The organism is uncultured Candidatus Thioglobus sp. (genome assembly GCF_963981275.1).
Classification (GTDB): domain Bacteria; phylum Pseudomonadota; class Gammaproteobacteria; order PS1; family Pseudothioglobaceae; genus Thioglobus_A.
Genome location: NZ_CAXCCZ010000019.1, coordinates 1 through 25556, shown reverse-complemented (window position 1 = coordinate 25556; position 25556 = coordinate 1). Strand labels below are relative to the sequence as shown.

Annotated in this window: 27 protein-coding genes; 6 read left to right on the top strand and 21 right to left on the bottom strand. The window is 41.3% G+C overall.

Annotated elements, in window-relative coordinates; translation table 11 throughout:
* Positions 1-145: 145 nt before the first annotated feature.
* Genes ABNR88_RS04430 through ABNR88_RS04420 form a run of 3 tightly spaced genes read left to right on the top strand, consistent with a single transcriptional unit; the run spans position 146 to position 2936 of the window.
* Positions 146-1057: a TIGR01212 family radical SAM protein gene (locus tag ABNR88_RS04430; protein WP_291928585.1), complete on the top strand. Its 912-nt coding sequence runs from the start codon at positions 146-148 to the stop codon at positions 1055-1057.
* Entirely contained in the window at positions 1048-2037 is a 990-nt protein-coding gene (locus ABNR88_RS04425; protein ID WP_291928588.1) for a peptidase U32 family protein, read from the top strand. Before ABNR88_RS04430 ends, ABNR88_RS04425 begins: the two co-directional genes overlap by 10 nt.
* On the top strand, positions 2034-2936 hold the full coding sequence (locus ABNR88_RS04420) for a U32 family peptidase (RefSeq protein ID WP_291928591.1): 903 nt from the start codon (positions 2034-2036) through the stop codon (positions 2934-2936). The genes ABNR88_RS04425 and ABNR88_RS04420 overlap by 4 nt, the downstream gene beginning before the upstream one ends.
* Positions 2937-2946: 10 nt before the next feature.
* Here the strand turns inward: ABNR88_RS04420 and ABNR88_RS04415 are convergent, their stop codons facing one another.
* From ABNR88_RS04415 to ABNR88_RS04405, 3 genes are all read right to left on the bottom strand, one after another.
* On the bottom strand, positions 2947-3861 hold the full coding sequence (locus ABNR88_RS04415) for a TauD/TfdA family dioxygenase (RefSeq protein WP_291928594.1): 915 nt from the start codon (positions 3859-3861) through the stop codon (positions 2947-2949).
* 70 nt (positions 3862-3931) lie between these two features.
* Entirely contained in the window at positions 3932-4195 is a 264-nt protein-coding gene (locus tag ABNR88_RS04410; protein WP_291928597.1) for a hypothetical protein, read from the bottom strand.
* A gap of 15 nt (positions 4196-4210) precedes the next feature.
* On the bottom strand, positions 4211-4699 hold the full coding sequence (locus ABNR88_RS04405; RefSeq protein ID WP_291928599.1) for an SCP2 sterol-binding domain-containing protein: 489 nt from the start codon (positions 4697-4699) through the stop codon (positions 4211-4213).
* Between the two features lie 207 nt (positions 4700-4906).
* On the opposite strand from ABNR88_RS04405, the gene ABNR88_RS04400 reads away from it, so the two are divergent.
* Genes ABNR88_RS04400 through ABNR88_RS04390 form a run of 3 tightly spaced genes read left to right on the top strand, consistent with a single transcriptional unit; the run spans position 4907 to position 7704 of the window.
* Positions 4907-6958: a ribonucleoside triphosphate reductase gene (locus tag ABNR88_RS04400; RefSeq protein WP_291928602.1), complete on the top strand. Its 2052-nt coding sequence runs from the start codon at positions 4907-4909 to the stop codon at positions 6956-6958.
* Positions 6927-7085, top strand: a complete 159-nt coding sequence (nrdD, locus tag ABNR88_RS04395) for an anaerobic ribonucleoside-triphosphate reductase (RefSeq protein WP_291928605.1) — start codon at positions 6927-6929, stop codon at positions 7083-7085. Before ABNR88_RS04400 ends, nrdD begins: the two co-directional genes overlap by 32 nt.
* A gap of 1 nt (position 7086) precedes the next feature.
* Positions 7087-7704 (top strand): anaerobic ribonucleoside-triphosphate reductase activating protein, encoded by a 618-nt coding sequence (locus ABNR88_RS04390; protein WP_291928609.1) that lies wholly within the window; start codon positions 7087-7089, stop codon positions 7702-7704.
* A gap of 54 nt (positions 7705-7758) precedes the next feature.
* Here the strand turns inward: ABNR88_RS04390 and tsf are convergent, their stop codons facing one another.
* The 18 genes from tsf to ABNR88_RS04300 all read right to left on the bottom strand — a co-directional run.
* Positions 7759-8637 carry a translation elongation factor Ts gene (gene tsf / locus ABNR88_RS04385; protein ID WP_291928613.1) on the bottom strand — a complete coding sequence of 293 codons (879 nt, stop codon included), beginning with the start codon at positions 8635-8637 and terminating at the stop codon, positions 7759-7761.
* A gap of 57 nt (positions 8638-8694) precedes the next feature.
* Positions 8695-9609 carry a 30S ribosomal protein S2 gene (gene rpsB / locus ABNR88_RS04380; RefSeq protein ID WP_348670104.1) on the bottom strand — a complete coding sequence of 305 codons (915 nt, stop codon included), beginning with the start codon at positions 9607-9609 and terminating at the stop codon, positions 8695-8697.
* Between the two features lie 268 nt (positions 9610-9877).
* Positions 9878-10552: a ribulose-phosphate 3-epimerase gene (rpe, locus tag ABNR88_RS04375; RefSeq protein WP_291928617.1), complete on the bottom strand. Its 675-nt coding sequence runs from the start codon at positions 10550-10552 to the stop codon at positions 9878-9880.
* A gap of 40 nt (positions 10553-10592) precedes the next feature.
* The gene (gene gpmI / locus ABNR88_RS04370; RefSeq protein WP_291928663.1) at positions 10593-12131 is read right to left on the bottom strand and encodes a 2,3-bisphosphoglycerate-independent phosphoglycerate mutase; all 1539 of its coding nucleotides are present in this window, start codon (positions 12129-12131) and stop codon (positions 10593-10595) included.
* A gap of 29 nt (positions 12132-12160) precedes the next feature.
* Positions 12161-13252 carry a redox-regulated ATPase YchF gene (gene ychF, locus ABNR88_RS04365; protein ID WP_291928620.1) on the bottom strand — a complete coding sequence of 364 codons (1092 nt, stop codon included), beginning with the start codon at positions 13250-13252 and terminating at the stop codon, positions 12161-12163.
* 41 nt (positions 13253-13293) lie between these two features.
* A complete protein-coding gene (pth, locus tag ABNR88_RS04360; protein WP_291928626.1) occupies positions 13294-13869 on the bottom strand; it encodes an aminoacyl-tRNA hydrolase in 576 nt (191 codons plus the stop codon).
* Positions 13870-13886: 17 nt separating this feature from the next.
* Positions 13887-14555 (bottom strand): 50S ribosomal protein L25/general stress protein Ctc, encoded by a 669-nt coding sequence (locus tag ABNR88_RS04355; protein ID WP_291928629.1) that lies wholly within the window; start codon positions 14553-14555, stop codon positions 13887-13889.
* A gap of 118 nt (positions 14556-14673) precedes the next feature.
* Positions 14674-16278, bottom strand: coding sequence for a 2-polyprenylphenol 6-hydroxylase (ubiB, locus tag ABNR88_RS04350; protein ID WP_348670103.1), 1605 nt, complete (start codon positions 16276-16278; stop codon positions 14674-14676).
* 2 nt (positions 16279-16280) lie between these two features.
* Entirely contained in the window at positions 16281-16793 is a 513-nt protein-coding gene (locus ABNR88_RS04345) for an SCP2 sterol-binding domain-containing protein (protein ID WP_291928635.1), read from the bottom strand.
* A 7-nt stretch (positions 16794-16800) separates the two neighbouring features.
* The gene (ubiE, locus tag ABNR88_RS04340) at positions 16801-17541 is read right to left on the bottom strand and encodes a bifunctional demethylmenaquinone methyltransferase/2-methoxy-6-polyprenyl-1,4-benzoquinol methylase UbiE (RefSeq protein WP_291928638.1); all 741 of its coding nucleotides are present in this window, start codon (positions 17539-17541) and stop codon (positions 16801-16803) included.
* A 4-nt stretch (positions 17542-17545) separates the two neighbouring features.
* Positions 17546-18682, bottom strand: coding sequence for a citrate synthase (locus ABNR88_RS04335; protein ID WP_291928641.1), 1137 nt, complete (start codon positions 18680-18682; stop codon positions 17546-17548).
* Between the two features lie 165 nt (positions 18683-18847).
* On the bottom strand, positions 18848-19201 hold the full coding sequence (erpA, locus tag ABNR88_RS04330; RefSeq protein ID WP_291928644.1) for an iron-sulfur cluster insertion protein ErpA: 354 nt from the start codon (positions 19199-19201) through the stop codon (positions 18848-18850).
* A 9-nt stretch (positions 19202-19210) separates the two neighbouring features.
* Positions 19211-20242, bottom strand: coding sequence for an N-acetyl-gamma-glutamyl-phosphate reductase (gene argC / locus ABNR88_RS04325; protein ID WP_348670102.1), 1032 nt, complete (start codon positions 20240-20242; stop codon positions 19211-19213).
* Between the two features lie 14 nt (positions 20243-20256).
* Positions 20257-21609: an acetyl-CoA carboxylase biotin carboxylase subunit gene (gene accC / locus ABNR88_RS04320; RefSeq protein WP_291928650.1), complete on the bottom strand. Its 1353-nt coding sequence runs from the start codon at positions 21607-21609 to the stop codon at positions 20257-20259.
* Positions 21610-21614: 5 nt separating this feature from the next.
* A complete protein-coding gene (gene accB / locus ABNR88_RS04315; protein ID WP_291928654.1) occupies positions 21615-22064 on the bottom strand; it encodes an acetyl-CoA carboxylase biotin carboxyl carrier protein in 450 nt (149 codons plus the stop codon).
* Positions 22065-22067: 3 nt separating this feature from the next.
* Positions 22068-22511 (bottom strand): type II 3-dehydroquinate dehydratase, encoded by a 444-nt coding sequence (aroQ, locus tag ABNR88_RS04310; RefSeq protein WP_291928666.1) that lies wholly within the window; start codon positions 22509-22511, stop codon positions 22068-22070.
* Between the two features lie 90 nt (positions 22512-22601).
* A complete protein-coding gene (gene dsbD / locus ABNR88_RS04305) occupies positions 22602-24830 on the bottom strand; it encodes a protein-disulfide reductase DsbD (protein WP_291928657.1) in 2229 nt (742 codons plus the stop codon).
* A 174-nt stretch (positions 24831-25004) separates the two neighbouring features.
* Positions 25005-25556, bottom strand: a 552-nt coding sequence (locus tag ABNR88_RS04300; protein ID WP_348670101.1) for a nucleoside monophosphate kinase, incomplete at its 5' end; no start/stop codon positions are given.

Below are 25556 nucleotides of genomic sequence, written 5' to 3'. Positions count from 1 at the left end.
AGTTAACTCTTTCGCTTTTAGTTGAAACCACTCTTCGGAGTGGTTTTTTTTCGTCTAACAAAAAGTGCAGTTAGTTGACGCAAGTCAAATCATCTAAGGCCGTTCATTATTACAATACAGATTTTGACAATAAAGAGGCGGCAGGTTGTTATCTGATTATGTCAATACATTAGGGCAATCACTACTCAGAACATATAAAGAGCGTGTTCATAAAGTAGCGATTGACGCAGGATTAAGTTGTCCAAACCGAGATGGATCTCTAGGTATTGGTGGCTGTACATTTTGTAATAATGACACCTTTAGTCCTAATGGTAGGCAGCCAGATCCAATCTTAACTCAAATTCAAAGTGGACGTGAGGTTTTGCTTAAGCGTACAGGGGCTAAAAAATATATTGCTTATTTTCAAGCTTATACCAACACTTATAGCGATATTGAAACACTTAAAAAAATGTATGAAACGGCACTCAGTCAAGAAGATGTTATTGGTTTGTCAATTGGAACTCGACCTGACTGCGTACCCGAGACAGTCATTGATTTGCTGCTGGATTATCAGCAACAGGGTTTTGATATTTGGTTAGAGCTGGGGCTTCAGTCTGCATTTGATGAGACTTTACAAAAAGTTAATAGAGGCCATGGATTTAAAGAATATAAAGAAACTTTATTATTAGCAAGATCAAAAGGGTTGAGAGTTTGTACGCATTTAATTATTGGCCTGCCGGGCGAAACAAGACAGCATTATCACGACACATTACAGCGAGTTCTTGAACTAGGTGTTGATGGTTTAAAGTTTCACCCCTTGCATGTTGTTAAAGGTACACAGCTTGCAAATGAGTGGCGTCGAGGCGAATATCAGCCGATGCAGATGGAGGCATATGTAGAGGTTGTGGCCGATCTGATTGCTCAAGCGCCTGAAGATATGATTTATCATCGGCTTACGGGTACGGCTAACAAACAGCAATTGCTAGCGCCCGCCTGGTGTAGCAAAAAATGGAAGGTACTAAACGCAATAGAAGATAGGCTAAAAAGTCAAAATAGGAGAAAAGTACAATGGAGCTAGTCTGTCCAGCGGGCAATTTGCCCGCATTAAAAACAGCGATTGATCATGGCGCTGACACGGTTTATATTGGCTTTGCGGATGACACCAATGCGCGACATTTTGCCGGACTAAATTTTAATGAGGAGCGTGCAATGCTGGGAGTTGAGTATGCTCACGTACGCGGTAAAAAAGTATATGTAGCGATCAACACCTATCCGCAACCAGAAATTTACCAGCGCTGGACTGAGGCCATTGATCGTGCGGCTAGAATAGGAGTAGATGCTGTTATTTTGGCAGATATTGGGCTGATGGAGTATGCCACTCGTGTACATCCGAATTTAAATCTGCATTTATCGGTACAAGGCTCTGCAACAAGCTATGAGGCGCTTGATTTTTATTATCAAAATTTTAATATTAAGCGTGCTGTGCTGCCACGAGTACTGTCAGTTGCTCAAGTTAAAAAAGTAGTTGAATACTCACCTGTAGATATTGAGGTTTTTGGTTTTGGGTCTTTGTGTGTTATGGTTGAAGGCAGGTGTATTTTGTCTTCTTATGCAACTGGACGATCGCCCAATACTTACGGAGCTTGTTCGCCCGCATCACATGTTGAATATATTGAAAATGATATTAAACTTGAAACCAGATTAGGTGGAGTGTTAATAGATTCCTATGAAGAGCATGAAATTGCAGGCTACCCCACGTTATGTAAGGGTCGGTTTGAGGCGATGGACAATACTTATTATGCACTTGAGGAGCCAACCAGTTTAAACACATTAGAGATTTTACCGCTGATTAAAGAGATTGGCGTCAAGGCAATTAAAATCGAAGGTCGACAGCGATCTCCTGCCTATATTAAGACAGTTGCTAAAACCTGGTCAGCAGCACTGCAACAGCTAGAAAGTGGAAATTATCAAACTAAAGATGAATGGAATCAAGCGCTTAACGACGTATCCGAAGGATTTCAAACAACCTTGGGTGCGTATCATCGGAGTTGGCAATGAAGATTTCACTGGGCCCTATTTATTATTACTGGGACAAACAAAAAGTATTTGACTTTTACCAGGGTGTTGCTAAATCTGCCGTTGACATTGTTTATTTAGGAGAGGTGGTTTGCTCTAAACGCAGACAACTCAGATTGGACGATTGGTTAACGATTGCTCAACAACTTCGCCATGCAGGCAAAGAGGTGGTGCTTTCAACGTTGACGCTGCTGGAGGCTGATTCAGAGTTAAAACAGCTTGACAAGGTTTGCCAGACGGATGATTATTTGGTGGAGGCCAATGATTTTGCAGCCATTAATTTGAGAAGTAAGCGCAATAAAGCGTTTGTGACTGGGCCCAGTGTTAATTTGTACAATGCTGCCAGTCTTAATATACTGGCCAAAAAGGGCTTGAAGCGTTGGTGTTTTCCAGTGGAGTTATCCCAAAAAACCTTAGCTCAAATCATGGCAGAAATAAATCCGGAGCTGCAAACCGAGGTGTTTGTATTTGGCCAAATGCCATTGGCATTTTCAGCACGTTGTTTTACTGCCAGGGCCTATGATTTAGACAAGGACGATTGCCAGTATAAATGCCTAATGTATGAAGACGGGCTGCTGCTGTCTACTCAAGAGCAGCAGTCTTTTTTAACAATGAACGGCATACAGACTCTATCTGCTGATACCTTTAACCTGATTACGCAGCTAGATCAAATGCAACAAATGGGTGTTGAAGTTGTTAGGATTAGCCCTCAATTTTCAAACACTGAAAAGATTATCCAAACTTTCAAAGATAGAATTGACCAAAGTATTGACACCGATCAGGCCCTAGATGCACTACGCTCGTGTAGCGCCTATCAACAGTGTGACGGCTATTGGTTTGATCAGCCAGGCATGAGCAGTATCGAACTACAGCAGTCTTAGTAGGGTGGCTTTATAGGCTAAAGTCAGTATTAGCTAATCGGTCAAAGTAGCGCGCGCGATAATAGTGGCGTTTATTTTGTTCGCTGTCTGTAAAGGCGGCCCTATCATGTAGAACATTGTTACTAATTAACCCCATGCCGGGCTCTAACAATCCCTTAAAGACATAAGATGAATATTCCTTATCAAGGATTTTTCTAAGATAGTCAACAGCTTCTTGCACAAGCGGATCACTTGACCACCGTATGTTTCTGCTTCTGGCCGTATAGCGCATGTGTAGATTGCCACTATCAGTAACACTAAACACTGGTCCAGAGCGTTCTGGTCTGGCACTGCCATCTGCTTTTGTGCCTGCAGGAATGGTCATGACGTCATTGGCCATAAGTGCGCGGATATAATCTGGATTTTTTTCACGTAAAAGAAGATAGGCAATTTCGTGGTCCATAAGCTGATTTTCACCGCCTGTGGCGGCCTGTTGAACAACATGCAGATTAAGTGCATGAATCTGTTGATCAGGAGCGTTGTAATAGCCATCAGTATGCCAATGGATAAGGCGATTTGTATAAGGGATGTAGTTTTTCCTAATACCATCATCAACCACCCTTAAAGAGGTGAGTCCAGATTCATCAGCCAACCAGTTTTTATTGATATTTTTAAGACCAAATTGGCGAGCGATAGCTATAGGTATTGAGGCAGATGGATCATTGCCGGTGTTGCTAATGTAAATAGCCATATTGGTTTTTTGAGTTAAAGCCAATAAGGCGCTGTGTTCACTTTTACTAAGATGTTTAGGGTCTTTGACTTCTATCAATAGCTCCGAAATACTCTCAGGATATGCAAATGATTTTTTATCTCTCCAACGTTGATATGAATCTTCATTATCCAAATAAAAAGGGGATTCTGTGGTGGTTTGTTTGGCAAGTTGCATGGCGATTCTCTATAGCAAAAAAACATTAGTTTATCTTTGGCATGTGACAAAGTCATTGACCAAGGTCAAATTAAACCAGGCCGTTTTTAAGCAATACTGCTTGAATTTTTTTGGCCATTTTTGCCAACTTGTTTAAGTCGTTAAAATTAGGAATGTCCCCTTGATTTAGCCGGTATTGCCAATGTTCGGTTTCCGTTGATAAAAAATCAATTAATTTGATCGAGCAGCCTGAGCAAGTGTCCGAACAAAAATCTGCCTTAATTTGATCAAAAGGCAGAGTATTTTGTATCTCTTGAATTAGGCCGTGCATTGCATCGACAGTATTCGGCTTCATGACAAGGGCAGTCGCTCAAGAGTTTTTACACAACAACTTACTAAGAACTGGATAGGTTTTTTTAAGCACTTTATCCATGCCGGCGCTTAACCAGTGTGTGTCCGTTTCAAAGGCATCAAGAAAATTTTTAACATGAAGGCCGAGTTCGGTCGAGCCTCGCATTTTAATTTTTCTTTGAAAAAATAAAGTATCCGGATCTTTTCTTCTGCTGATGAGATCTAGAAAATCACAGCTATTGGCATTAATCGTTAAATCAAACTGACTGACGTATTGAGTTTGTACGAGCTGACGATGCTTAAGACTAAGATTGAACGCCAAGCCGATGTCGTTAACCTCAATCAAAACCCACTGGTCTTCCAGAAAATCAAGATCCCCGTCTTTAATTGCTTGTGAAAAGACTTTATTAAATAGAGCAATAATAATTTTATTGTTGACCGATTTGGCAGTTTGCAGCAAGGCTGAAACAGGCAAAAAAGAGGGAATAACAGAGTGAGTAAGGCTCATAAAGAAGTTTTTTGAAATTTAATTGGTTTTATTTTAGGATAAAAAAGCTAATTTTTGATTGATCAAAATCAAACAATAAAAATATTTTGACTTTATTGATTTGCGTCAATATGCCACTACATGTAGTTGTTCTATAATATAAAAACACTATATGTAGTGAACAATTAAAAAAACACTTTGATTTAATATTAAATAGGGGGAGATAATATGGATGCAATCCATGCAAACGCGCCACTTAGCGTTGTTAAAAGAGATGGCAGTAGTGCCTTTTTTGATTCAGATAAAATTCGTTTGGCTATTTTTAGGGCTGGACAAGTCAGCGAAGAGCTGGATGATAATGAAGCTAAACTTTTGACACTACAAGTGTTAAAGGTACTAAGCCACCAAGAGGATATTGAGCCAGATATTGAGCATATCCAGGATGTTGTGGAGCAAGCGCTCATCTCATCAAATTTTGTTAAAACAGCTAGAGCTTATATCGCTTACCGCCAACAACACAAAACACTGAGAGACGATAAAAAAACATTGGTGGATGTTGCTTCGTCAATTAACGAATATTTAGATAGGGCTGATTGGCGTGTTAATGCTAATGCAAATCAAGGATATTCGCTCGGCGGACTGATACTAAATGTATCAGGTAAAGTGATTGCTAACTATTGGTTAAGCCATGTTTATGCGCCGGAGGTGGGCAGTGCACATCGACAAGGAGATTTGCATATCCATGATTTGGACATGTTGGCCGGATACTGTGCAGGCTGGTCACTACGTACCCTACTTAGGGAAGGGTTGAATGGTGTTGAGGGCCGAATTGAAGCAGGTCCGCCAAAACACTTGAGTAGTGCCGTTGGCCAAATGGTTAATTTTTTAGGGACATTACAAAATGAATGGGCTGGTGCTCAGGCATTTAGCTCATTTGATACTTATTTAGCGCCGTATATCCGTCTAGATAGCTTGGGTTACGGCGAGGTAAAGCAGTGCATTCAAGAGCTGATTTACAATCTTAATGTACCATCTCGATGGGGTACGCAGACACCTTTTACTAATCTGACTTTTGACTGGGTTTGTCCAGAAGATTTGCGCGATCAAGTGCCAATGATGGGTGATGAAGAGATGCCGTTTACCTATGGTGAGCTTCAAGTAGAAATGGACATGATTAACCAAGCGTATATTGAGGTTATGACAGAAGGCGATGCCAAAGGCCGCGTATTTACCTTTCCTATACCGACTTACAATATGACCGAGGACTTTCCCTGGGAGAGTGAAAATGCCAAGCGCTTATTTGACATGACAGCCAAATATGGCCTGCCTTATTTCCAAAATTTCCTTAATTCTGATCTCAAGCCAAACATGGTTAGATCAATGTGTTGTCGTCTACAGCTAGACCTTAATGAGTTATTAAAGCGTGGCAACGGCTTGTTTGGTTCCGCAGAGCAAACCGGTTCATTAGGTGTGGTAACTATTAACTGCGCACGCTTAGGACATGTATATAAAGGAGATTCAAAAGGACTTTATGAGCAGTTGGATAAACTACTGTTAATGGCTAAAGACTCACTCGAGGTTAAGCGAAAAGTAGTGCAAAAATTAATGGATAACGGCTTGTTTCCATATACCAAAAGATATTTAGGAACGCTAAGAAATCATTTTTCAACTATTGGTGTTAACGGTATTAACGAAATGATTCGTAATTTTAGCCAGGATAAAGAGGATATTACCTCGACAGATGGCTATCCAATGGCGGTTGAGTTTTTGGACCACATTAGACTACGCATGATTGAATTTCAAGAGCAAACGGGCCACATGTTTAATTTAGAAGCTACGCCGGCAGAAGGAACGACCTATCGATTTGCTAAAGAAGACATGAAGCGCTATCCAGACATTCTACATGCTGGCACTAAGGACAAGCCTTACTACACTAACTCATCTCAACTGCCGGTTGGCTATACTGCCGACCCTTTTGAGGCCTTAGAAAAGCAGGATGAATTGCAGACTAAGTACACGGGTGGAACGGTTTTGCATTTATACATGGGAGAAAGGATCAGTAGCGGTGAGGCTTGCATGAAGATGGTGAAACGCTCATTAACCAATTTTAGACTTCCTTACATTACCATCACCCCAACCTTCTCAATTTGTCCTACACATGGCTATCTTAGTGGTGAACATGAGTATTGTCCAAAGTGTGATGAAGTGCTATTAGCCAATAAAAAATTAAAAAACCAAGGAGATAAAAATGAAAAAGCAAAAAATATTGCTAACCAATAAAGAAAGACAAGTATGCGAGGTGTGGACACGGGTCATGGGTTATCATCGCCCTGTCACCAGCTTCAACCCTGGAAAACAATCAGAGCATGCCGATCGGTTATGCTTTACAGAGCAAGTAGAAGGCTAGCATGTCTATTCATGTTGGGGGCTTTGAGCCGTTAACAACCATTGATTATCCAGACCATTTGTCTTGTGTGGTGTTTGCCCAAGGCTGTCCTTGGCGATGTCGATATTGTTATAATCATGAATTGATTCCGGCTAACAAAAAAACTGATTTCTCATGGGATAAGATAATGCAGTTTATTCGCTCGCGTCAAGGCTTGCTGGATGCGGTTGTGTTCAGTGGCGGTGAGCCATGTCTGCAAAGTGGCTTGTTTGAAGCAATGTCAGAAGTTAAGTCGCTAGGATTCAAGATTGGTCTGCATACAGGTGGCGCTTACCCTCATCAATTTGAACAGTGTTTGTCGTTGGTTGATTGGGTGGGTTTTGATATCAAGCACCTACCCTTGCATTATGAGCTTGTAACTCAGACCCCAAAGTCAGCAGAGAAAGCTTGGCAGTCTTTGCAGATCTTATTGGATTCTAAAGTTGAGTTTCAGTTGCGCATAACTAAGCACCCTGATTTGATAAGCGATCAGCAGTTAGCGCAGTTAAAAAGCTTGATTAGTCAAAAGTATCATCAAGAGTTAACCGTGCAAGAGTGCAACACCAGGCAATGCCTAGATGAGGAATTACGCATTGTTTAGGGCAAAAAAAAAAGAGCGCATAAGCACTCTTTTTAAAACTTTCAAATAAAAGGATTAGCCTTTCATTTGAGCTGCCACTTCTTCAGCAAAGTTTTCTTCTTTCTTTTCAATACCTTCACCAACTTCATATCTAACAAATGACTTAACTTCTGCATTGTTTGATTTGGCTAGTGCGCCTACTGTTGTATCAGGATCCTTGACAAAAGCTTGACCGTAAAGCGTTACTTCATTAACAAACTTTTTCATGCGTCCACCGATCATTTTTTCAATGATATTGTCCGGCTTGCCAGATTCACGAGCTTGCTCAACAAAAATTGCTTTTTCTCTTTCAAGTAGTTCAGGGTTAAGCTCATCTTCAGTAACACATTCAGGGCGTGTCGCAGCAACATGCATTGCAATATCTTTAGCTAGCGCTTCATCACCACCTTCTAAAATAGCCAATACAGCAATACGCTCACCATGCTTATAAGCACCAATAACGCCTGTATCAACAGTGACCGTTTGAACACGACGAATTGAAACGTTTTCACCCACTTTGGCAACAATATCTTCTCGAGCTTTTTCAAGAGAATCGCCATTGTCTAGTGTTTGAGCTAAAAACTCATCAATGTTTGTAGGCGTTGTCTTAAGTGCAAGCGCACCTAATGTTTCAACAAATCCGATAAAGTCGTCACTTTTAGTAACAAAGTCAGTTTCAGAATTGATTTCTAAAATAGTAGCGGTTTTTTTATCATCGCTAATATTAACTTTAACCAGTCCCTCAGCAGCAACACGGCCAGATTTTTTGGCAGCCTTTGCGGCACCAGAAGTACGCATTAAGTCAATTGCCGCTTCCATGTCGCCATTAGTTTCGGTCAACGCTTTTTTGCAGTCCATCATGCCTGCGCCTGTTCTTTCTCTTAGATCTTTAACTAAAGCAGCTGTAATTGCCATAATTATCTCCTATGTATAGTGTTATTCCTCGCGCTCGAGAAATGAATATTTTATAAATTACGCAAGTTTTGCAATAATGTCTGCTTTAGTATCTTTGCTCGCTACTTCAACACCTTGTTTTTTGGCAAGTGCTACTAAGTCAGCTTTTAGCATGGCATTAAGGTCAGTTTCAGCTGGCTTGTCTGCTGCTTTTTCAGCTACAGGTGTCGCGACTTTCTCTTCAACAACTTTGTCGGCCTTCTTAGCTGGCGCTGCTTTTTTAGCAACAGGTGCCTTTTTAACTTGAGTACCAGCAGCTGCTTTAGCTTCTAAGACAGCATTAGCCACTTCTCTTGCGTAGTAGCTAATTGCTCTGATAGAGTCATCATTACCAGGAACAACGTAATCAATGCCTTCAGGATTGTGATTAGTATCAACAATACCAATAATTGGAAGGCCTAATTTTTTAGATTCTGCAATGGCATTTTTCTCATGACCAATATCGATCACAAATACAACGTCTGGAATGCCACCAAGATCTTTAATACCACCTAGACTACGCTCTAGTTTGTCCATCTCACGAGTCATCATTAGTGCTTCTTTCTTTCCAAACTGTGAAAAGTTTTCTTCTGCTAGAAACTCTAGGTCTTTCAAGCGTTTGATTGATGCTTTGATGGTCTTGTAGTTAGTCATCATGCCACCTAACCAACGATGGTTAACGTAAGGCATGCCACAACGAATTGCTTCCTCTTTCATGATGTCACTAGCTGCACGCTTAGTACCCACAAAAAGAATTGAGCCGCCAGCAGCAGCAGTTTTTGATGCAAAGTTAAGCACATCGTTAAACATTGGCAGTGTTTTTTCTAGGTTAATAATATGAACACCATTACGAGTGCCATAGATGTATTGATCCATTTTTGGATGCCAGAAGCGTGAGCGGTGACCAAAGTGAACACCTGCTTCAAGCATTTTTTTCATTGACGTTTTTGCCATTTTTATTTCTCCGGGGTTAATGGAGTGCTCTTTTATAACACTCCCTTCCACAACTTCTAACAACCAACCCTTTTATTTTTTAGGGCACCCTGGCTGCTATGTCGAGCTGCGTGATACATTAAAACGAGTTAGGCGCTTGATTTACAAGCGCCTAACTCAACTTTAGATTTTTTCTTAGTACGTTATACGCCCAAGTAAAATCTTAAAAAAAGCAATTATACCGAATAAACACTGATGTATCAAGCGCTTAGAGCGGTAGTGATGCTGATTATTTTGCCTTGGCAAGCTCCGCACGCATTATGTCAATGGTTGCCTTGTAGTCATCTGTATTAAAGATGGCTGAGCCTGCCACAAAGGTATCTGCACCGGCTTCTGCAACTTCACGGATATTGGCAGGGCCAACGCCACCGTCGATCTCTAAACGAATGTCTCTACCACTAGCATCAATTAACTGTCGCACTTGGCGGCACTTTTCTAATGTTTGTGGAATAAAAGATTGTCCGCCAAAGCCCGGGTTAACTGACATTAATAGGATCATATCAACTTTGTCCATAACATTTTCTAGAACATGTAGTGGTGTTGCTGGATTAAAGACCAAGCCTGATTTGCATCCGCCTTCTTGAATCATGCCTAGTGTTCTATCAATGTGCTCTGAGGCTTCTGGATGAAAAGTGATATATGAAGCGCCAGCAGCAATAAAGTCAGGAATAATTCTGTCTACAGGTTTGACCATTAGATGTACATCAATTGGCGCAGTAACTCCGTGCTTTCTTAAGGCGTCACAGACCATTGGACCAATAGTTAGATTGGGTACGTAATGGTTGTCCATGACATCAAAGTGAACAATGTCTGCGCCATCGCGCAAAACGCTATCAACCTCTTCGCCTAATTTAGCAAAGTCTGCTGCAAGGATTGATGGGGCAATAAAATAATCTTGTTTCATGTTTATCTCCGTTTATTTGGGGTTAGTTCTTAAATATATTTTACTTAAAAGTTAGTAAGCTTTCGCCAGTCATTTCACTTGGTTTTTCAACATCCATCATCGCCAATAAAGTGGGGGCGATATCAGACAGCGCACCTTTGCATGGCTTTGCTATTGTTGCTTCTCTAGGGCTGACAAATATTAGTGGTACCGGGTTGTTGGTATGGGCGGTATGCACCTCTTGAGTTTCTGGATTGACCATTTGTTCGACATTACCATGATCAGCTGTGATTAGTATTTCACCACCAATGGTTTTAATGGCTTGATAAATAATGCCTAGGCAGGCATCCACGGCTTCAACAGACTTGATCGCTGCATCGAGTTTGCCCGAGTGACCCACCATATCCGTATTGGCAAAGTTACAAATGATTAAGTTATACTTTTGACTTTCAATATTTTCAGCTAATTCGTCAGTCAGTTCGAATGCGCTCATCTCAGGCTTAAGGTCATAAGTTGCGACTTCTGGTGACGGAATTAAAACACGGTCCTCGCCGTTAAAAGGGCGCTCTACGCCACCATTTAAAAAGAAAGTAACATGGGCATATTTTTCAGTTTCGGCAATTCTAAGCTGTGTCATGCCGAGGTCGGCCAAATATTCACCTAGTACATTATTGAGCTTAGACGATGGATAAGCAACTGGCAAATTAAAGTCTTTTTTATATTCAGTTAGGCAGACAAATTGACTAGGAACAAATGTTCCACGTGAAAACCCTTGGAAGTTTTCATCGGTAAAGGCTTGTGTAATCTGACGTGCACGATCTGCTCGATAGTTCATAAAGATGAGGACATCACCTTCGCTAATTTTGGTTGGCGCATTAATAACAGTTGATTGAATGAACTCGTCGGTCTCGCCACGTGAATAAGCTTGTTCAACCGCATCTAGGGCAGTCTTAGCTAAAAAGTTAGACTTACCTTTGGAGATGAGTTCATACGCACAACGTATTCGTGACCAGCGGTTGTCTCTATCCATAGAAAAATAACGCCCAATAATGCTGGCAATTTCACCAACACCTATTTCAGTAATTTTATCCTCTAGCTTTTGGATGTATTTTTTAGCGCTCTTTTGTGCGCAATCTCTACCATCGGTAAACATGTGTAAGTAGACATCCTGACAGCCGTATTGTTTGGCCATTTCTAGCATGCCATGAATTTGTTCTTCATGAGAGTGTACACCGCCATCTGATAACAGACCCATGATATGAACAGCTTTATTGTTGTCATTAGCATATTCAAGAGAATTTCTAAGCGTAGGATTTCTAAAGAAATCGCCATTTTTTATTTCGCTGTGAATGCGCGTAAAGTCTTGTTTAACGACACGACCTGCGCCCAAGTTAAGATGGCCAACTTCAGAATTGCCCATTTGCTCGCCTGGCAAGCCCACTTGCTTGCCACTAGTCAGAATAAGAGAATGTTGAAATTTTTGAATAAAGCTATCCCAAACTGGGGTTTTGGCTTGAGCAACCGCATTGTTTTCTGTTGCTTCAGAATGCCCCCAGCCATCAAGAATTAACAAAAGTTTGGTATCTTTTTTAGATTTCATCATCTTGATATTAGCCTTCAGTATTAAAGTTAAACATTAAACAAGAAGTGTACCACATCGCCATCTTGAACGATATATTCCTTGCCTTCAGAGCGGAGTTTTCCTGCTTCTTTGGCGCCTTTTTCACCGCCAAACTCAACAAAATCATCAAAGGCAATAGTTTCAGCTCGAATAAAGCCTTTTTCAAAGTCTCCGTGAATTTTTCCAGCTGCCTGTGGCGCACTATCGCCAATATTAATTGTCCAGGCGCGCACTTCTTGAACACCTGCAGTAAAGTAGGTTTGTAATCCTAGCAAGGTATATCCTGCTCGAATAAGACGATCAAGTCCTGACTCTGTTTGCCCCATCTCATCCAAGAAATCTTGTTTTTCATCTGCATCAAGCTCTGAAATTTCAGCTTCAATATCAGCACAAATAGCCACGACTTCTGCACCCTCAGATTGTGCGAAGCTTCTAACCAAATCCAAGTGCGGGTTGTTTTCAAACCCCTCCTCGCTGACATTAGCCATATAAAGTACAGGCTTGATAGTGAGTAGTTGAAAGCCGCGTAAAAGTTTTAACTCTTCATCATCAAAATCCAGGCTTCTAGCGCTTTGTCCAGCCTCTAAGGCGGGCAATATTCTTTCAAGTAATTCCTTTAAAGGGATGCCGTCCTTTTGCCCAGATTTGGTGTTTTTTATGGCTTTTTGCATGAGTTTTTCAACTGCCGTAAGATCAGCTAAGACTAGCTCAGTGTTGATAATTTCAATGTCATCTAGTGGAGAGATTTTACCTGCCACATGGATAATGTCATCATCTTCAAAACAACGAACGACGTGAACAATGGCGTCTGTTTCACGAATATTGGTCAGGAATTGATTGCCTAATCCTTCTCCTTTAGAGGCGCCTTCAACTAGACCGGCAATATCAACAAACTCCATAGTGGTGGGTAGAATTTTTTGAGGGTCAACAATTTTGGCAAGCTCAGCAAGTCGCTTGTCATTAATTGGCACGATGCCAACATTGGGCTCGATAGTACAAAAAGGATAGTTTTCTGACTCAATACCAGCTTGAGTTAGTGCATTGAATAAGGTTGATTTTCCAACATTAGGCAGTCCAACAATACCGCATTTAAATCCCATTTTTTCTCCTTTTGGATTGTGTTAAGCTTTAACCAGCTTAGCTATCCTTTTGTATGTAAGCTCTTCATGGCTTGATCAATATTACCTTTGACAACTTCTTCTATGACTTGTAAAGCATCCACTAGAGCGTTTTGAATGTGGCCTAGTTCGCTTTTATTCGGAGCGTGCAAAACAAAGTCGGCAACTTGTGTCTTGTTGCCTGGATGGCCAATACCTAGACGCAGTCGATAGAACGCTTTACTGCCCAGTGCTTTGATCGTGTCACGCAAGCCGTTATGTCCGCCATGTCCGCCTTCTACTTTAAGTTTGGCAATACCCACCTCTAGATCGAGTTCATCATGTACAACCAGTATTTCATCAACTTCTAGCTGGTAAAAATTCGCCAAAGCTTGAATAGATTGACCTGATCGATTCATAAAGGTAGTAGGTTTTAGTAGGCGAACGCTAACACCGGCAATTGAGGCTTGTGCCACATCACCGAAAAATTTAGCTTCTTTTTTAAAAGTAGCTGAGTGTAAATTGGCTAGTGCGTCGCAAAACCAAAACCCAACATTATGACGATGTGACTGATAGTCTTTACCTGGATTTCCCAGACCAACAATCAGTTTTATGGCCATAATTATTTACTTAGAAATTACTCGTCGCCTTCTGTGTCAGCAGCGTCTTCATCGCCAGCCACTTCAGTTTCAGGTGCAACTGGTGCATCATCTTCAACTTCAGCCATCTTCTTAGCTTCTTGAACCGCAACAACGCTTTGGTCGTGAGCTTCAATATCGCCGTGTGTTAGAGCAGTCAGTGTAACGCCTTTAGGGATGTCTAGTCCAGTTAGACTGATATGATCACCTAATGTTAAGTTAGTGATGTCTACGTCAATTGAAGTCGGTAGGTCAGCTGGTAAACAAGAAACTTCAACTGAAGTAACGAATTGGTTAAGAATGGCACCAAGACGAATACTCTCATTTTCATCTGCACCAAGAAAGTGTAGCGGGATGTTAGTAACAAGCGCTTGCTTTAAGTTAACACGCAAAAAGTCAACATGAGTCACAATGTTTTTTGCTGGATGGCGTTGTAGGTCTTTAATAATCACTGGCTCTTTTTTCTTGCCAACCATTAGATCTAGTACAGAAGTGTAAGACTCTTCGTTCTCTAATAGGTGTGTAATTTCGTGAATACCTAGGGTAATGTTGCTTGGTGCTTTACCAGCGCCATAGATAATTGCAGGGATTTGTTCTGCGCGACGTAGGCGGCGGCTCGCACCTTTACCTTGATCTTCACGCTTTGTTGCATTGATTGTTAAACTCATGTTTGTACTCCGTAAAATAAAAAAAACACCATAATAAGGGTGTTGACTTAGTTCATATATTTTGCGACCAAATATATCAAGGGGTTGATTTTACCCTAAACAAATCCTTTTTGAAAGGCTATCTAGATTTGATCCAGAATAGTACAGCTGCTAGTGCGCTAATTCCGCTGGAAAACCAAGCATTATTAACCGCAAAAACACCCGACAGGATTAGTAACGAACCAGAAAATATAGCAGCAGTTTGTCGATTTGCATTGTTACTCAATTGGGTAACGATTTGCTCGGTTTGCTGAGAATAGAGTTTGTTAATATCCTTCATTTTTCCCAACTGCTTCAGCGCATTAATCGTGAGTGCTGGCAGTTCTGGAATGTCTTTTAATAGTTGAGGGGCTTCTTCTTTTAGTTTTTCAAAGGTATTTTTCACGCTATATCTCTCTTTCATTAAGTCTTCTAAAAATGGTTTGGCGGTTGACCACAAATCTAGTTGTGGATAGAGCTGTCTACCTAGGCCTTCAATATTAAGCAAAGTCTTGTCTAATAATAACAGCTGAGGCTGAACTTTGATGTCAAAATTCTTAGCTTCTTGAATTAAGTCGAGTAGCACCTGTCCAAAAGAGATATCACCCAGTGGCTTATCAAACATCGGGTCGCATATTTTTTTCACAGCAGCCTCGAAAGCTTTTTCGTCTGTATGCAGGCCAACCCAACCAGAGTCAATATAAACCTGTGCTACCTTTTGGTAGTCTTGGTTAAAAAAGGCCAAAAATATATCCGCCAAAAAGTCTTTATCGTCTTCACTTAAGACACCCATGATGCCAAAGTCGACACCAATATATTGACCCGTGTCAGAGACAAAAATATTGCCGGGGTGCATATCTGCATGGAAAAAATTATGCTTAAACACCTGAGTAAAGAAAATAATCACCCCTTGTTCTGCTAGGCGCTTCATGTCAATGTTGTTGGCTTTTAGTTTATCAATTTCGCCAACTGGAGTGCCATAAATACGTTCAGTCGTGAGTACATTGGTGCGACTCAGGTGATGATAAACTTTGGGAATGTAAAGCAGTTCAGACTGTTTAAAGTTGTGCCTAATTTTGTCACAATGCGTGGCTTCAATACGCATGTCTAATTCATTGGTAATAATGGCTTCAAATTCTCCAACCACTTCAACGGGTCGAATTTTTTTGGCCAGAGGGTGCTTGTTGAATAGTTTGGCCAGGGTGTACATTAGTTTAATATCGCGAGTAATTAGTTTGCTAATTTCTGGACGAACCACTTTAACAACCACCGCTTCACCTTCTAATGTAGTGGCAGTATGCACTTGAGCGATTGAGGCGCTTGCTAGGGGTTGCTCATCAAAACTTTGAAAAAGTTGCTCAATCTTGCCGTCCAAAGCCTCTTCAATTAGAGTTTTTGCTTGTTGTGTGCTGAAGGCGGGGCAGCTGTCTTGTAATTTTTTGAGCTCTAAACTGATATCCTCAGGCAGTAAGTCTGGACGAGTAGATAGTGTTTGCCCGAACTTAATATAAATAGGACCCAGTTCTTCAAGAGCAAGGCGAATTCTTTGGCCTCTTGAGTATTTTTTAATTGGAAAATAATACCAAGGAGTTAAATACAATAGAGGTTTAAAGCTTTTTAGCAAAGGTGTTGAAAGCACTAAAGCGTCTAATCGATAACGCATTAACACTCGTGAAATTCTAAAAAATCTAAACAAGCTGTGCATGGTTAATGATTTTTATTGGCGTACTGTTTAGAAACCTTTGGACTGATCAGTAGTTCGCTTAACCCGTCTTTGAGTGCATCAATTGGATTGGGTGAAGTTTTAGCAATTTGTTTGAATTTTTTGGCGGTTTTGCCAATCTCGTGCGCAATGATATCGCCAGTATGATGAGATATTAGCTCTTCCAGATCAATATCCGCTTCAGATAGTAGATCTACTAAAAGCTGTGCAGTTTTCACATCTCCATGGATATGAATTTTATCTTGTCTTAGTAGTTCGGTAAGATCCTCGCCTTTAAACAAAGCAAAAAATACGCCAGGTTTTAGCTTGATGTCGACATCACTTGGTGTGCTCAAATCGCTGGTGACAAAAATACGATTATTTGTACAAATGAAATTAACTTCAAGCAGCGAATCGATGAGTGTAAATCGAATAACTTTCGACTCTAGGGGCTTAATATTAACCGAACCATTTTGAATAAGGAAGTTCAATGCCTGTTCAAGAACAAAGTGTTGCATGATGGTGTTAGGTCTTTATACCTTTGTGCAGAGCGACAATGCCACCTGACAGGTTATGATATTCACAAAATCCAAAGCCCGCTTCTAGCACCATATCTTTTAAAGTTTCTTGATCAGGGTGTTTGCGGATAGACTCGGCCAGGTATTGATAAGACTCCTCATCATCGGCAATGATGCCACCCAATTTTGGCATGACGTTAAATGAGTAAAAATCGTAGAATTTTTTTAAAAGTTCAGAGTCAGTTTTAGAAAATTCCAAAATTAATAAACACCCACCAGGTTTTAAAATTCGGTGCATTTCACGCAGAGCTTGATCTTTATCGGTCACATTTCTAAGGCCGAAGGCAATGGAAATACAATCAAAGGTGTCGCTTTCAAAGGGTAAGTATTGAGCATTTAGTTGAACGTAATCTACACCAAAAATACCTTTGTTAACTAGGTTTTTTCGACCTTCGCCCAGCATGGCAGCATTAATATCAGACAAGATAACCTGTCCAGAGTCGCCCACTTTCTTTCGAAACTCAATGGCTAAATCGCCTGTTCCACCTGCAATATCGAGCACTTTATCACCAATTTTTACATTGGAAGATGCAATGGTGTAGCGCTTCCACAGGCGATGAGCGCCAAAGGACAAGACGTCATTCATAAGGTCGTACTTGCTGGCGACAGAGTCAAACACACCTCTAACCAAACCTTGTTTATCGTTAGTGTCTACATCTTTAAAGCCAAAGTGTGTGGTGTTGTCCATCGGTTTATTTGCTCGGGTAATCTCTAAAATCATGACCGACATATATTTGTGTTGGTCTAAAGATTCTATTATGCCCTACTTGCTCATGCCAATGTGCTGCCCAGCCCGCAGAACGTGCCATGGCAAAAATTGGGGTAAAGTGCTCTTTAGGGATTTTGAAAATTTCAGAATACAAAATGCCTGAATAGAAGTCTACATTTGGATAAACGCCTTTTGAGGACAATAGCTCCTCACAAACACGCTCTACTTCTAAAGCAGTTTCAAAACGTTTGGACAGTGTGATCCCTGATTTTTTAATGTAGGCTTCGATCATTTCTTGCAAGATTGTTGCGCGAGGGTCTTTCACGCGATATTCACGATGCCCCATGCCCATGATAACTTGTTTGTTTTTTAAGCGGTTTTCAATATAGCCACGAACATTTTTTGCATCGCCAATTTCATCTAACATCTTAAGTACATCTTCATTGGCTCCTCCGTGTAGAGAGCCTGCTAGTGTTCCTACTGCTGCGGAAATTGATGCGAAAGGGTTGGCAAGGGTTGATGCAGTTACCATGGCCGAGAAAGTGCTGGCGTTAATTGTGTGCTCAGCGTGCAAAATTAAACAAGCGTCAAACAGCTGAACAATATCATCATCTGGCTCCTCGCCAAAAGACATGTATAAGAAATTTTTCGCATAAGACATATTTTTACTAGGTGGAATTGGATCGTAACCGACGCGAATTCTTGCCCACATCGCCACCAAGGTGCTCATGTTGGCAATAATTTTAGTTAATGCGTTTTGAGTAAAGGCAGAGTTTGGATCTTTTGCACCTGCATCAGGATAAAAAGTTGCCATGGCAGCAATGGCTGTTTGCAATACATCCATCGGGTGTCCGTCAGCTGGTAAAGCCCACATCATCTGTCGAATGTTGCGCTTAACTTCGTAACGCTTATGTAGAATGCATCGAAACTCTTCTAGCTCACTAGCACTAGGCAGCTCACCATCACGAAGCAGCATGGCAACCTCCTCGAATGAGGCATTTTTTGCAAGATCTTTAATGGAATATCCACGGTAGGCTAAGATGCCATTTTTCCCATCAATTGAGGAAATGGATGATTCAGTTGCTGGAATGCCAGCAAGGCCAGGAATGTATTCAATCATAATATCTCTCCTTTAATAAATGATTAATCAGGCTACTATAGGTGCTCTCAAAGCAAAGTCGCCATCGTTTTACTAACTATCACTTAGTAGGTTACTCTTAATCAGTCTTGCTTATTCACTATATAAATAATAACTTCATAATGTGGCACTTGATCAATCTATCTTTTAAACTGAAAAAGAAGAGCCACACCCACAAGTAGTTTTGGCGTTAGGATTATGAATGATAAATCTTGACCCTTGTAAATCTTCAAGGTAGTCTACTGTCGCGCCAATAAGATATTGATAGCTCATCGGATCAACAACCAGCTGAACGCCATTATTATTCACACCAGAATCTCCTTCTTTGTGCTCCTCGTCAAAGGTAAATCCATAGGAAAATCCTGAACAACCTCCGCCTGTAATATAGACTCTTAGGCGAAGGTTATCATTTTTTTCTTCTTGAATTAAGGCGGATACTTTGTTAGCAGCGGTGTCGCTAAAAATAATATCGGCCTCTTCTAATTGTAAGGTTTCTGACATAATCTCTCTTTAAGGTAATAGTCCAATGGACGTTAATCCTGACGTTTCATCTAAGCCAAACATAATATTCATATTTTGAACTGCTTGACCAGAGGCGCCCTTGACCAGATTATCGATCACCGACATAATAACAAGTTTATTGCTATTAGGTATTTTCTGGATCGAAATTTGGCAAAAATTTGACGACTTAACACTGCGTGTTTCTGGATAAACACCATCAGTTAAGATTTTAACAAAAGGCTCCTCAGAATAGGTATCGACAAAATAAGGTCTTACATCTATATTTTCATCTAGCAAATCTACATAGATAGTGGCCTGCATGCCACGAATCATTGGTACTAAGTGCGGTACAAAGGTGAAATTAACCTCTTCATTCGCAAGAATCTCAAGCTCCTGCTTAATTTCAGGATAATGTCGATGTCCGCTAACACCATAAGATTTTAAGCTTTCACTAGCTTCACATAGCAGCATTGCTTGATTAGCACCTCGTCCGGCACCACTTACGCCCGATTTACAATCAGCCACAATGCCAGTCAGGCTAATTAACTTATTGGTAATTAATGGCTTTAAGGCTAACTGCACAGCTGTTGGATAGCAACCTGGATTGGCTAACAGCATAGCCTCTTTGACTTGGTCTCGATTGGTCTCTGGCAAGCCGTAAACTGCTGAATCAAGTAGTGTGGCCTGAGTATGCTCCATGCCATACCATTTTGACCATTCGGTTTGGTCTGTAATTCTAAAGTCAGCACCCAAATCAATAACCTTAATACCTTTATCAATAAAGGCACCAGCGCCTTCCATGGCCACTCCGTGAGGGGTGGCAAAGAAGATGACGTCGCAAGTGTTTAAAATGGTATCACTAGGCAAGGAAAATACTAGGTCTGAGTGTCCAACCAGGGATGGAAAAACACCGTCCACTCGCTTACCATCTAGAGATCGGGAGCTAATAGCCACCACTTCAACCTCAGAATGGTTGTGAAGAAGTCTGAGTAGCTCTACACCGGTATAGCCGGTGCCACCAATAATGCCTGCTTTAATCATAATGTTTTAAGATGTTAGTGTGACTCTCCAAGCATTTTTTCCAAGTAGTGGATGTTCATGCCGCCTTCTTGAAACACCTCGTCTTTCATGATACGAGCCTGCAACGGTATGTTAGTTTTAATGCCGTCAATTACCATTTCACTTAGCGCATTTTGCATTTTGACAATAGCACCAAGTCGAGTGTCTGAATGGGTGATTAATTTGCCAATCATTGAATCGTAATGAGGCGGTACAGTATAGCCGTTGTAAACATGTGAATCCACGCGCACGCCTAAGCCACCTGCAACATGATATTGAGTAATTTTTCCCGGAGAAGGCATGAAGTTGTTAGGATCTTCAGCATTAATACGACACTCAATTGAAAAGCCTTTAATGGTGACATCTTCTTGTGAGAACGATAACTCTTGCCCATCAGCAATAAGAATTTGTTCACGTACAATATCAACACCAGTTATCATCTCTGTGACCGGATGTTCGACCTGTACACGGGTATTCATCTCAATGAAGTAAAATTCATTATTTTCAAATAAAAATTCGAACGTACCCGCACCACGATAGTTAATTGCCTTACAAGCATCAGCACAAACTGAGCCAATTTTGTTGCGTAACTCAGGTGTAATACCTGGCGCTGGCGCTTCTTCTACCACCTTTTGGTGACGACGTTGCATGGAGCAGTCACGCTCACCCAAGTGCACTGCATTGCCGTGTTCATCTGCTAAAATTTGAATTTCAACATGGCGAGGCGTGGTCAAGAATTTCTCCATGTAGACTTCTGCATTACCAAAAAAACTTAAACCTTCAGACTTGGCAAGTTCAATTGAGGCAAGTAGGCTGGACTCTTTCTCTACCACTTGCATACCACGTCCACCACCTCCACCTGAGGCTTTAATAATAATTGGTAAGCCAATATTACGAGCCAACTCCATGTTTTTGATTGGATCTTCGTCAAGTGCGCCATCAGAGCCAGGTACACAAGGCACGCCTGATTTTTGCATGGCTTCAATCGCTGCAACCTTGTCACCCATCACGCGAATGTTTTCAGCTCTTGGTCCAATAAAGATAAAGCCACTTTCCTCAACACGCTGTGCAAAATCAGCACTTTCTGATAAAAATCCATAGCCTGGATGGATAGCATCTGCATGGGTTACTTCGGCAGCTGCGATAAGTGCTGGAATATTTAAATAGCTATCTGCTGAGGGGTGCGGGCCAATACAAACAGCCTCATCTGCTAGACGCACATGTTTAAGATCTTTGTCTGCTGTTGAGTAAACCGCAACAGTTTTAATGCCAAGCTCTTTACAAGCCCGTAAAATTCTAAGCGCAATCTCACCTCGATTGGCAATCAGAACCTTTTGAATCTTATTCATTGTAATCATTTAATAATAACCAGTGTTTGTCCGAATTCTACAGCATCACCATCTTGACATAAGATTTCAGTCACTGTGCCTGATTGATCTGCTTCGATCTGGTTCATGATTTTCATGGCTTCAACAATACAAACGGTATCACCTTGATTAACATGTTGACCAATACTAACAAAGACATCAGAAGTTGGAGAAGCGGCGCCATAAAAAGTACCCACCATTGGCGAAGTAATTGGATGGCCATCAATGGCTTTGATTGGATCAACAGCCGCCGTGCTCTCTACTACAGCGACCGGTACTGGTGCTGGCGCAACTGGCATTGCCATAGGTGCTGCAGCCATAGGAGCGTCGCCATAACGGGAGATGCGAACTGACTCTTCGCCTTCGACAATTTCAATTTCTGCCATGCCAGATTTTTCTAATAATTCCATTAGTTTTTTTACTTTGCGAATATCCATTTTTTACCCCTTTGATTTAATGTGTTTGATTGCTGCACTCATTGCAAAATCATAGCCTTGTGCACCAAAGCCAGAAATTACGCCTTGTGCGATATCTGAGAAATAAGATTTTTTACGAAAATCTTCACGTTTATAGACGTTAGACAAGTGAATTTCAGTGAATTCAATGCCGACTGCTAGCAGCGCATCACGCAATGCAACGGATGTATGTGTAAAGGCTGCTGGATTAATAATAATGTATTTTGTGCCATTGTTGCTGGCTGCGTGAATCTTATCAATCAGCCCCACTTCGGAATTGTCTTGGTGGTGGTCTAGACTAAGATCAGCATCAGCTGCAAGCTGGGTTAAACGCCCAACAATATCGTCAAGTGTATGCGCACCATAAAGATCTGGCTCACGAGTGCCAAGCATGTTTAGGTTAGGGCCGTTTAGCAATAAGATGTCCATAGCGCCAATAATACATTTCAAATAATTCTGATTTTACCACCAACATCATGCACGATAGTCAGCTTTGGACGACTTTTAGCGACTAAGCATTTACCTAACCTTGTTTAAGTGCTCTAGAAACCCTTGGGCGTTGATTTCACCGACAATACGCTGAGCTCGGTGCTCAACACCAGCTTTGAAAAATAAAATTCCCGGAGGTCCGATAATGTTAAATTTAGCCATTAGTGCTTTATCAGCTGCGTCGTTTTTGGTCACATCAGCTTGTACAGCAATGACATTTTTCATGCTGTCAACAACTTGACTGTTGCTAAATACAAAGCGCTCAAGCTCCTTGCAAGAAATGCACCAGTCTGCATAAAAATCCAGCATAACAACTTGATTATTTTTTTGCGCACGCACTAACACTCGATCAAGATCATTGATGCTTTTGATTTTTTCAAACTGCACATGCACTTGTTCTGTTTGAGCGCCAGACGCCCCCCAACCTGAGAGCGGTGCCAGCATGTCGCCACCACCGCGAGCCACTAAGCCCCACAGCAAAATACCGTAGAACATAATCAACAAGCCGATGGCTTTAAAGATTCTAGCCCAGGCATTTGGCGTGTCTGTTAGCTTGTTGAGTACACCCATGGCAATTGGCGAGATGCTGAATAAGGCTGCCCAAAGAACCAGAGAGGTCACATCGGAGATGATGCGATCTAGTAGCCAGATTGCCACTGCAAACATCAGAATACCAAAGACATATTTAACATTGTCCATCCAGCCGCCAGCTTTCGGCAGCTTGCTCACGCCAGCACCAATCAGAATGAGTGGTGCACCCATGCCCAAACTCATGACAAATAATGACAAACCGCCCAGCAGTGCGTCACCCGTTTGACCAATATAGATTAGAGCGCCTGCTAAAGGCGGCGCCACACACGGACCAACAATCAGCGCAGATAAAAATCCCATAATAGCAACACTGATTAGATGGCCCCCTTCTTGTTTATTGCTTATATTGGCAATTTTGGCTTGCAAGCTAGCAGGTAGTTGAATTTCAAAATAACCAAACATGGAAAAAGCCAAGGCCACAAAGATCAAGCTAAAGACCACTAACACCCAAGGCGTTTGGAACAGGACTTGCAAATTCTCGCCAAAATAGCCAGCCAGAACACCGGCGATAGAATAGGTCACACTCATGGCTAGGACAAATACAACAGACATAATCAGTGCCTTTCGAGTGGTTACCTCACCTTTTTGGCCAACAATAATGCCCGATAAAATCGGAATCATTGGGAACACACAAGGCGTAAGTGACAACAATAAGCCAAAGCCAAAGAAGCTGGCCAACACCCAGAAAATATTATCTTGTTGCAAAAGTGCGGCAATTTTGTCTGTTTCGTTGAGCGACGCTGGCGCATCAGCCGCTACGGGTGCTGGGCTGGTTTGTTGCTTGTTAGTTGTTGGCGCTGTTTTATTTTGCACAGGCAAAGTGAGTTCAATTATTTTTTCCTGTGGCGGGTAGCAAATTCCACCCGTCCAACAGCCTTGGTAGCGAGCAGTAAAGCTGATATTTTGAGTTTGAATATTTTTAAGCGGCAGCTTAATCTCTAACCGACCTTTATGGATTTGCACCTTGCCAAATAAAGGATCATCTTTAATTTTTCCCTCAGGGAAGTTAATGGTGCCAAATTCCGCACCTTTAACGTCAACAAAAAACTTATCATGATATAAGTAATACTCATGATGAATATCCCACGAGGCAATGAGCGTGTTGGCATCAACAGCATCAACTGAAAATTTAAAGGCTTCGTCTGCTGGTAGAGGTTCATCAGAAATTGGCTTGATTTTATCAACCACAGACTGTGCGCTTTGTTTGGCCTGGGAGAATATATCAAAGGCGTTATCAACTAAAGAAGGTTTTTTCAGTGCACTAATATCTAGGGCGACAGCTTTCGTAATTGGTGGATAGCAAACGCCTAAATCTGCACACCCTTGAAAAGTAACATTAAGCAATAAAGAGCTAGCATCACCTTCTAGTACCGGTATCTTGACTTTGACAGATTTTCTATAGATCCCCACTTTGCCAAAAAATTCATCGTTTTTAATCTTAGCGGGCGGAAATTTAGCCACACCTAGCTGCGAAGAGTAATCACTCGATATCTTGATTTTTTCTTTATAAAGGTAATAGCCTTTGGCAATATTCCAATCTAGAACAATATCATTGTTCACCACACTAGCCTTAAAAGAAAAAGCCTTGTCAGCCGGTAACAACTCTCCTTGAGCCTGGGCAAAAGTAGAAAGCAATACAAAAAATAATGGCAATAAAAATCGCTTCATGAATTTCTCCTCATAATATCTGGGTGAATTATAAGTCAAATATAGTCCCAAGACAATCCACTTTGGTGCGATTGATTGACTTTAGATAATAAAAAACCCCTGCTATAAAAATACAGCAGGGGTTTTTTAGATGCTTACAGTGCTTATTTAACGAGTAAATAAGCTACAAAAGCTTTAGCCAATCTTAGCAGTAATTGCATTAATAACTGCATCAGATGAAGTCGCATCTACTGAAAGCAATAGACCTTCTTCTTTGTAGAAGCCCACTAAAGGTGCTGTCTGGTCGTTGTATACATTAAGACGATTGCTGATTGCTTCTTCCGTTTCATCTTCACGTTGTACTGCTGCACCGCCACATTTATCACAAACACCTTCAACTTTAGTCGGGTTAGACTTAGTATTGTAAATTGCGCCACAACTTTCACAAGTACGACGCGTTGTTAAACGATCAAGGATTACATCACGTGGTACGTCAATTTCAACAGCTGCATCTAGTTTTTCGCCCATTTTTTCAAGTAGTGCTTTTAGCGCTTCTGCTTGTGGAATTGTGCGTGGAAAGCCGTCTAATAAATAGCCAGATTTACAATCATCTTCTTGTAAGCGCTCTTCCATAATGCCCATGATTAAATCATCAGAGACTAAGTCACCAGCGTTCATTGCTGCTTGTGCTTGCTTGCCTAGTTCAGTGCCTGCCGCTACTGCGCCACGTAGAATGTCGCCTGTAGA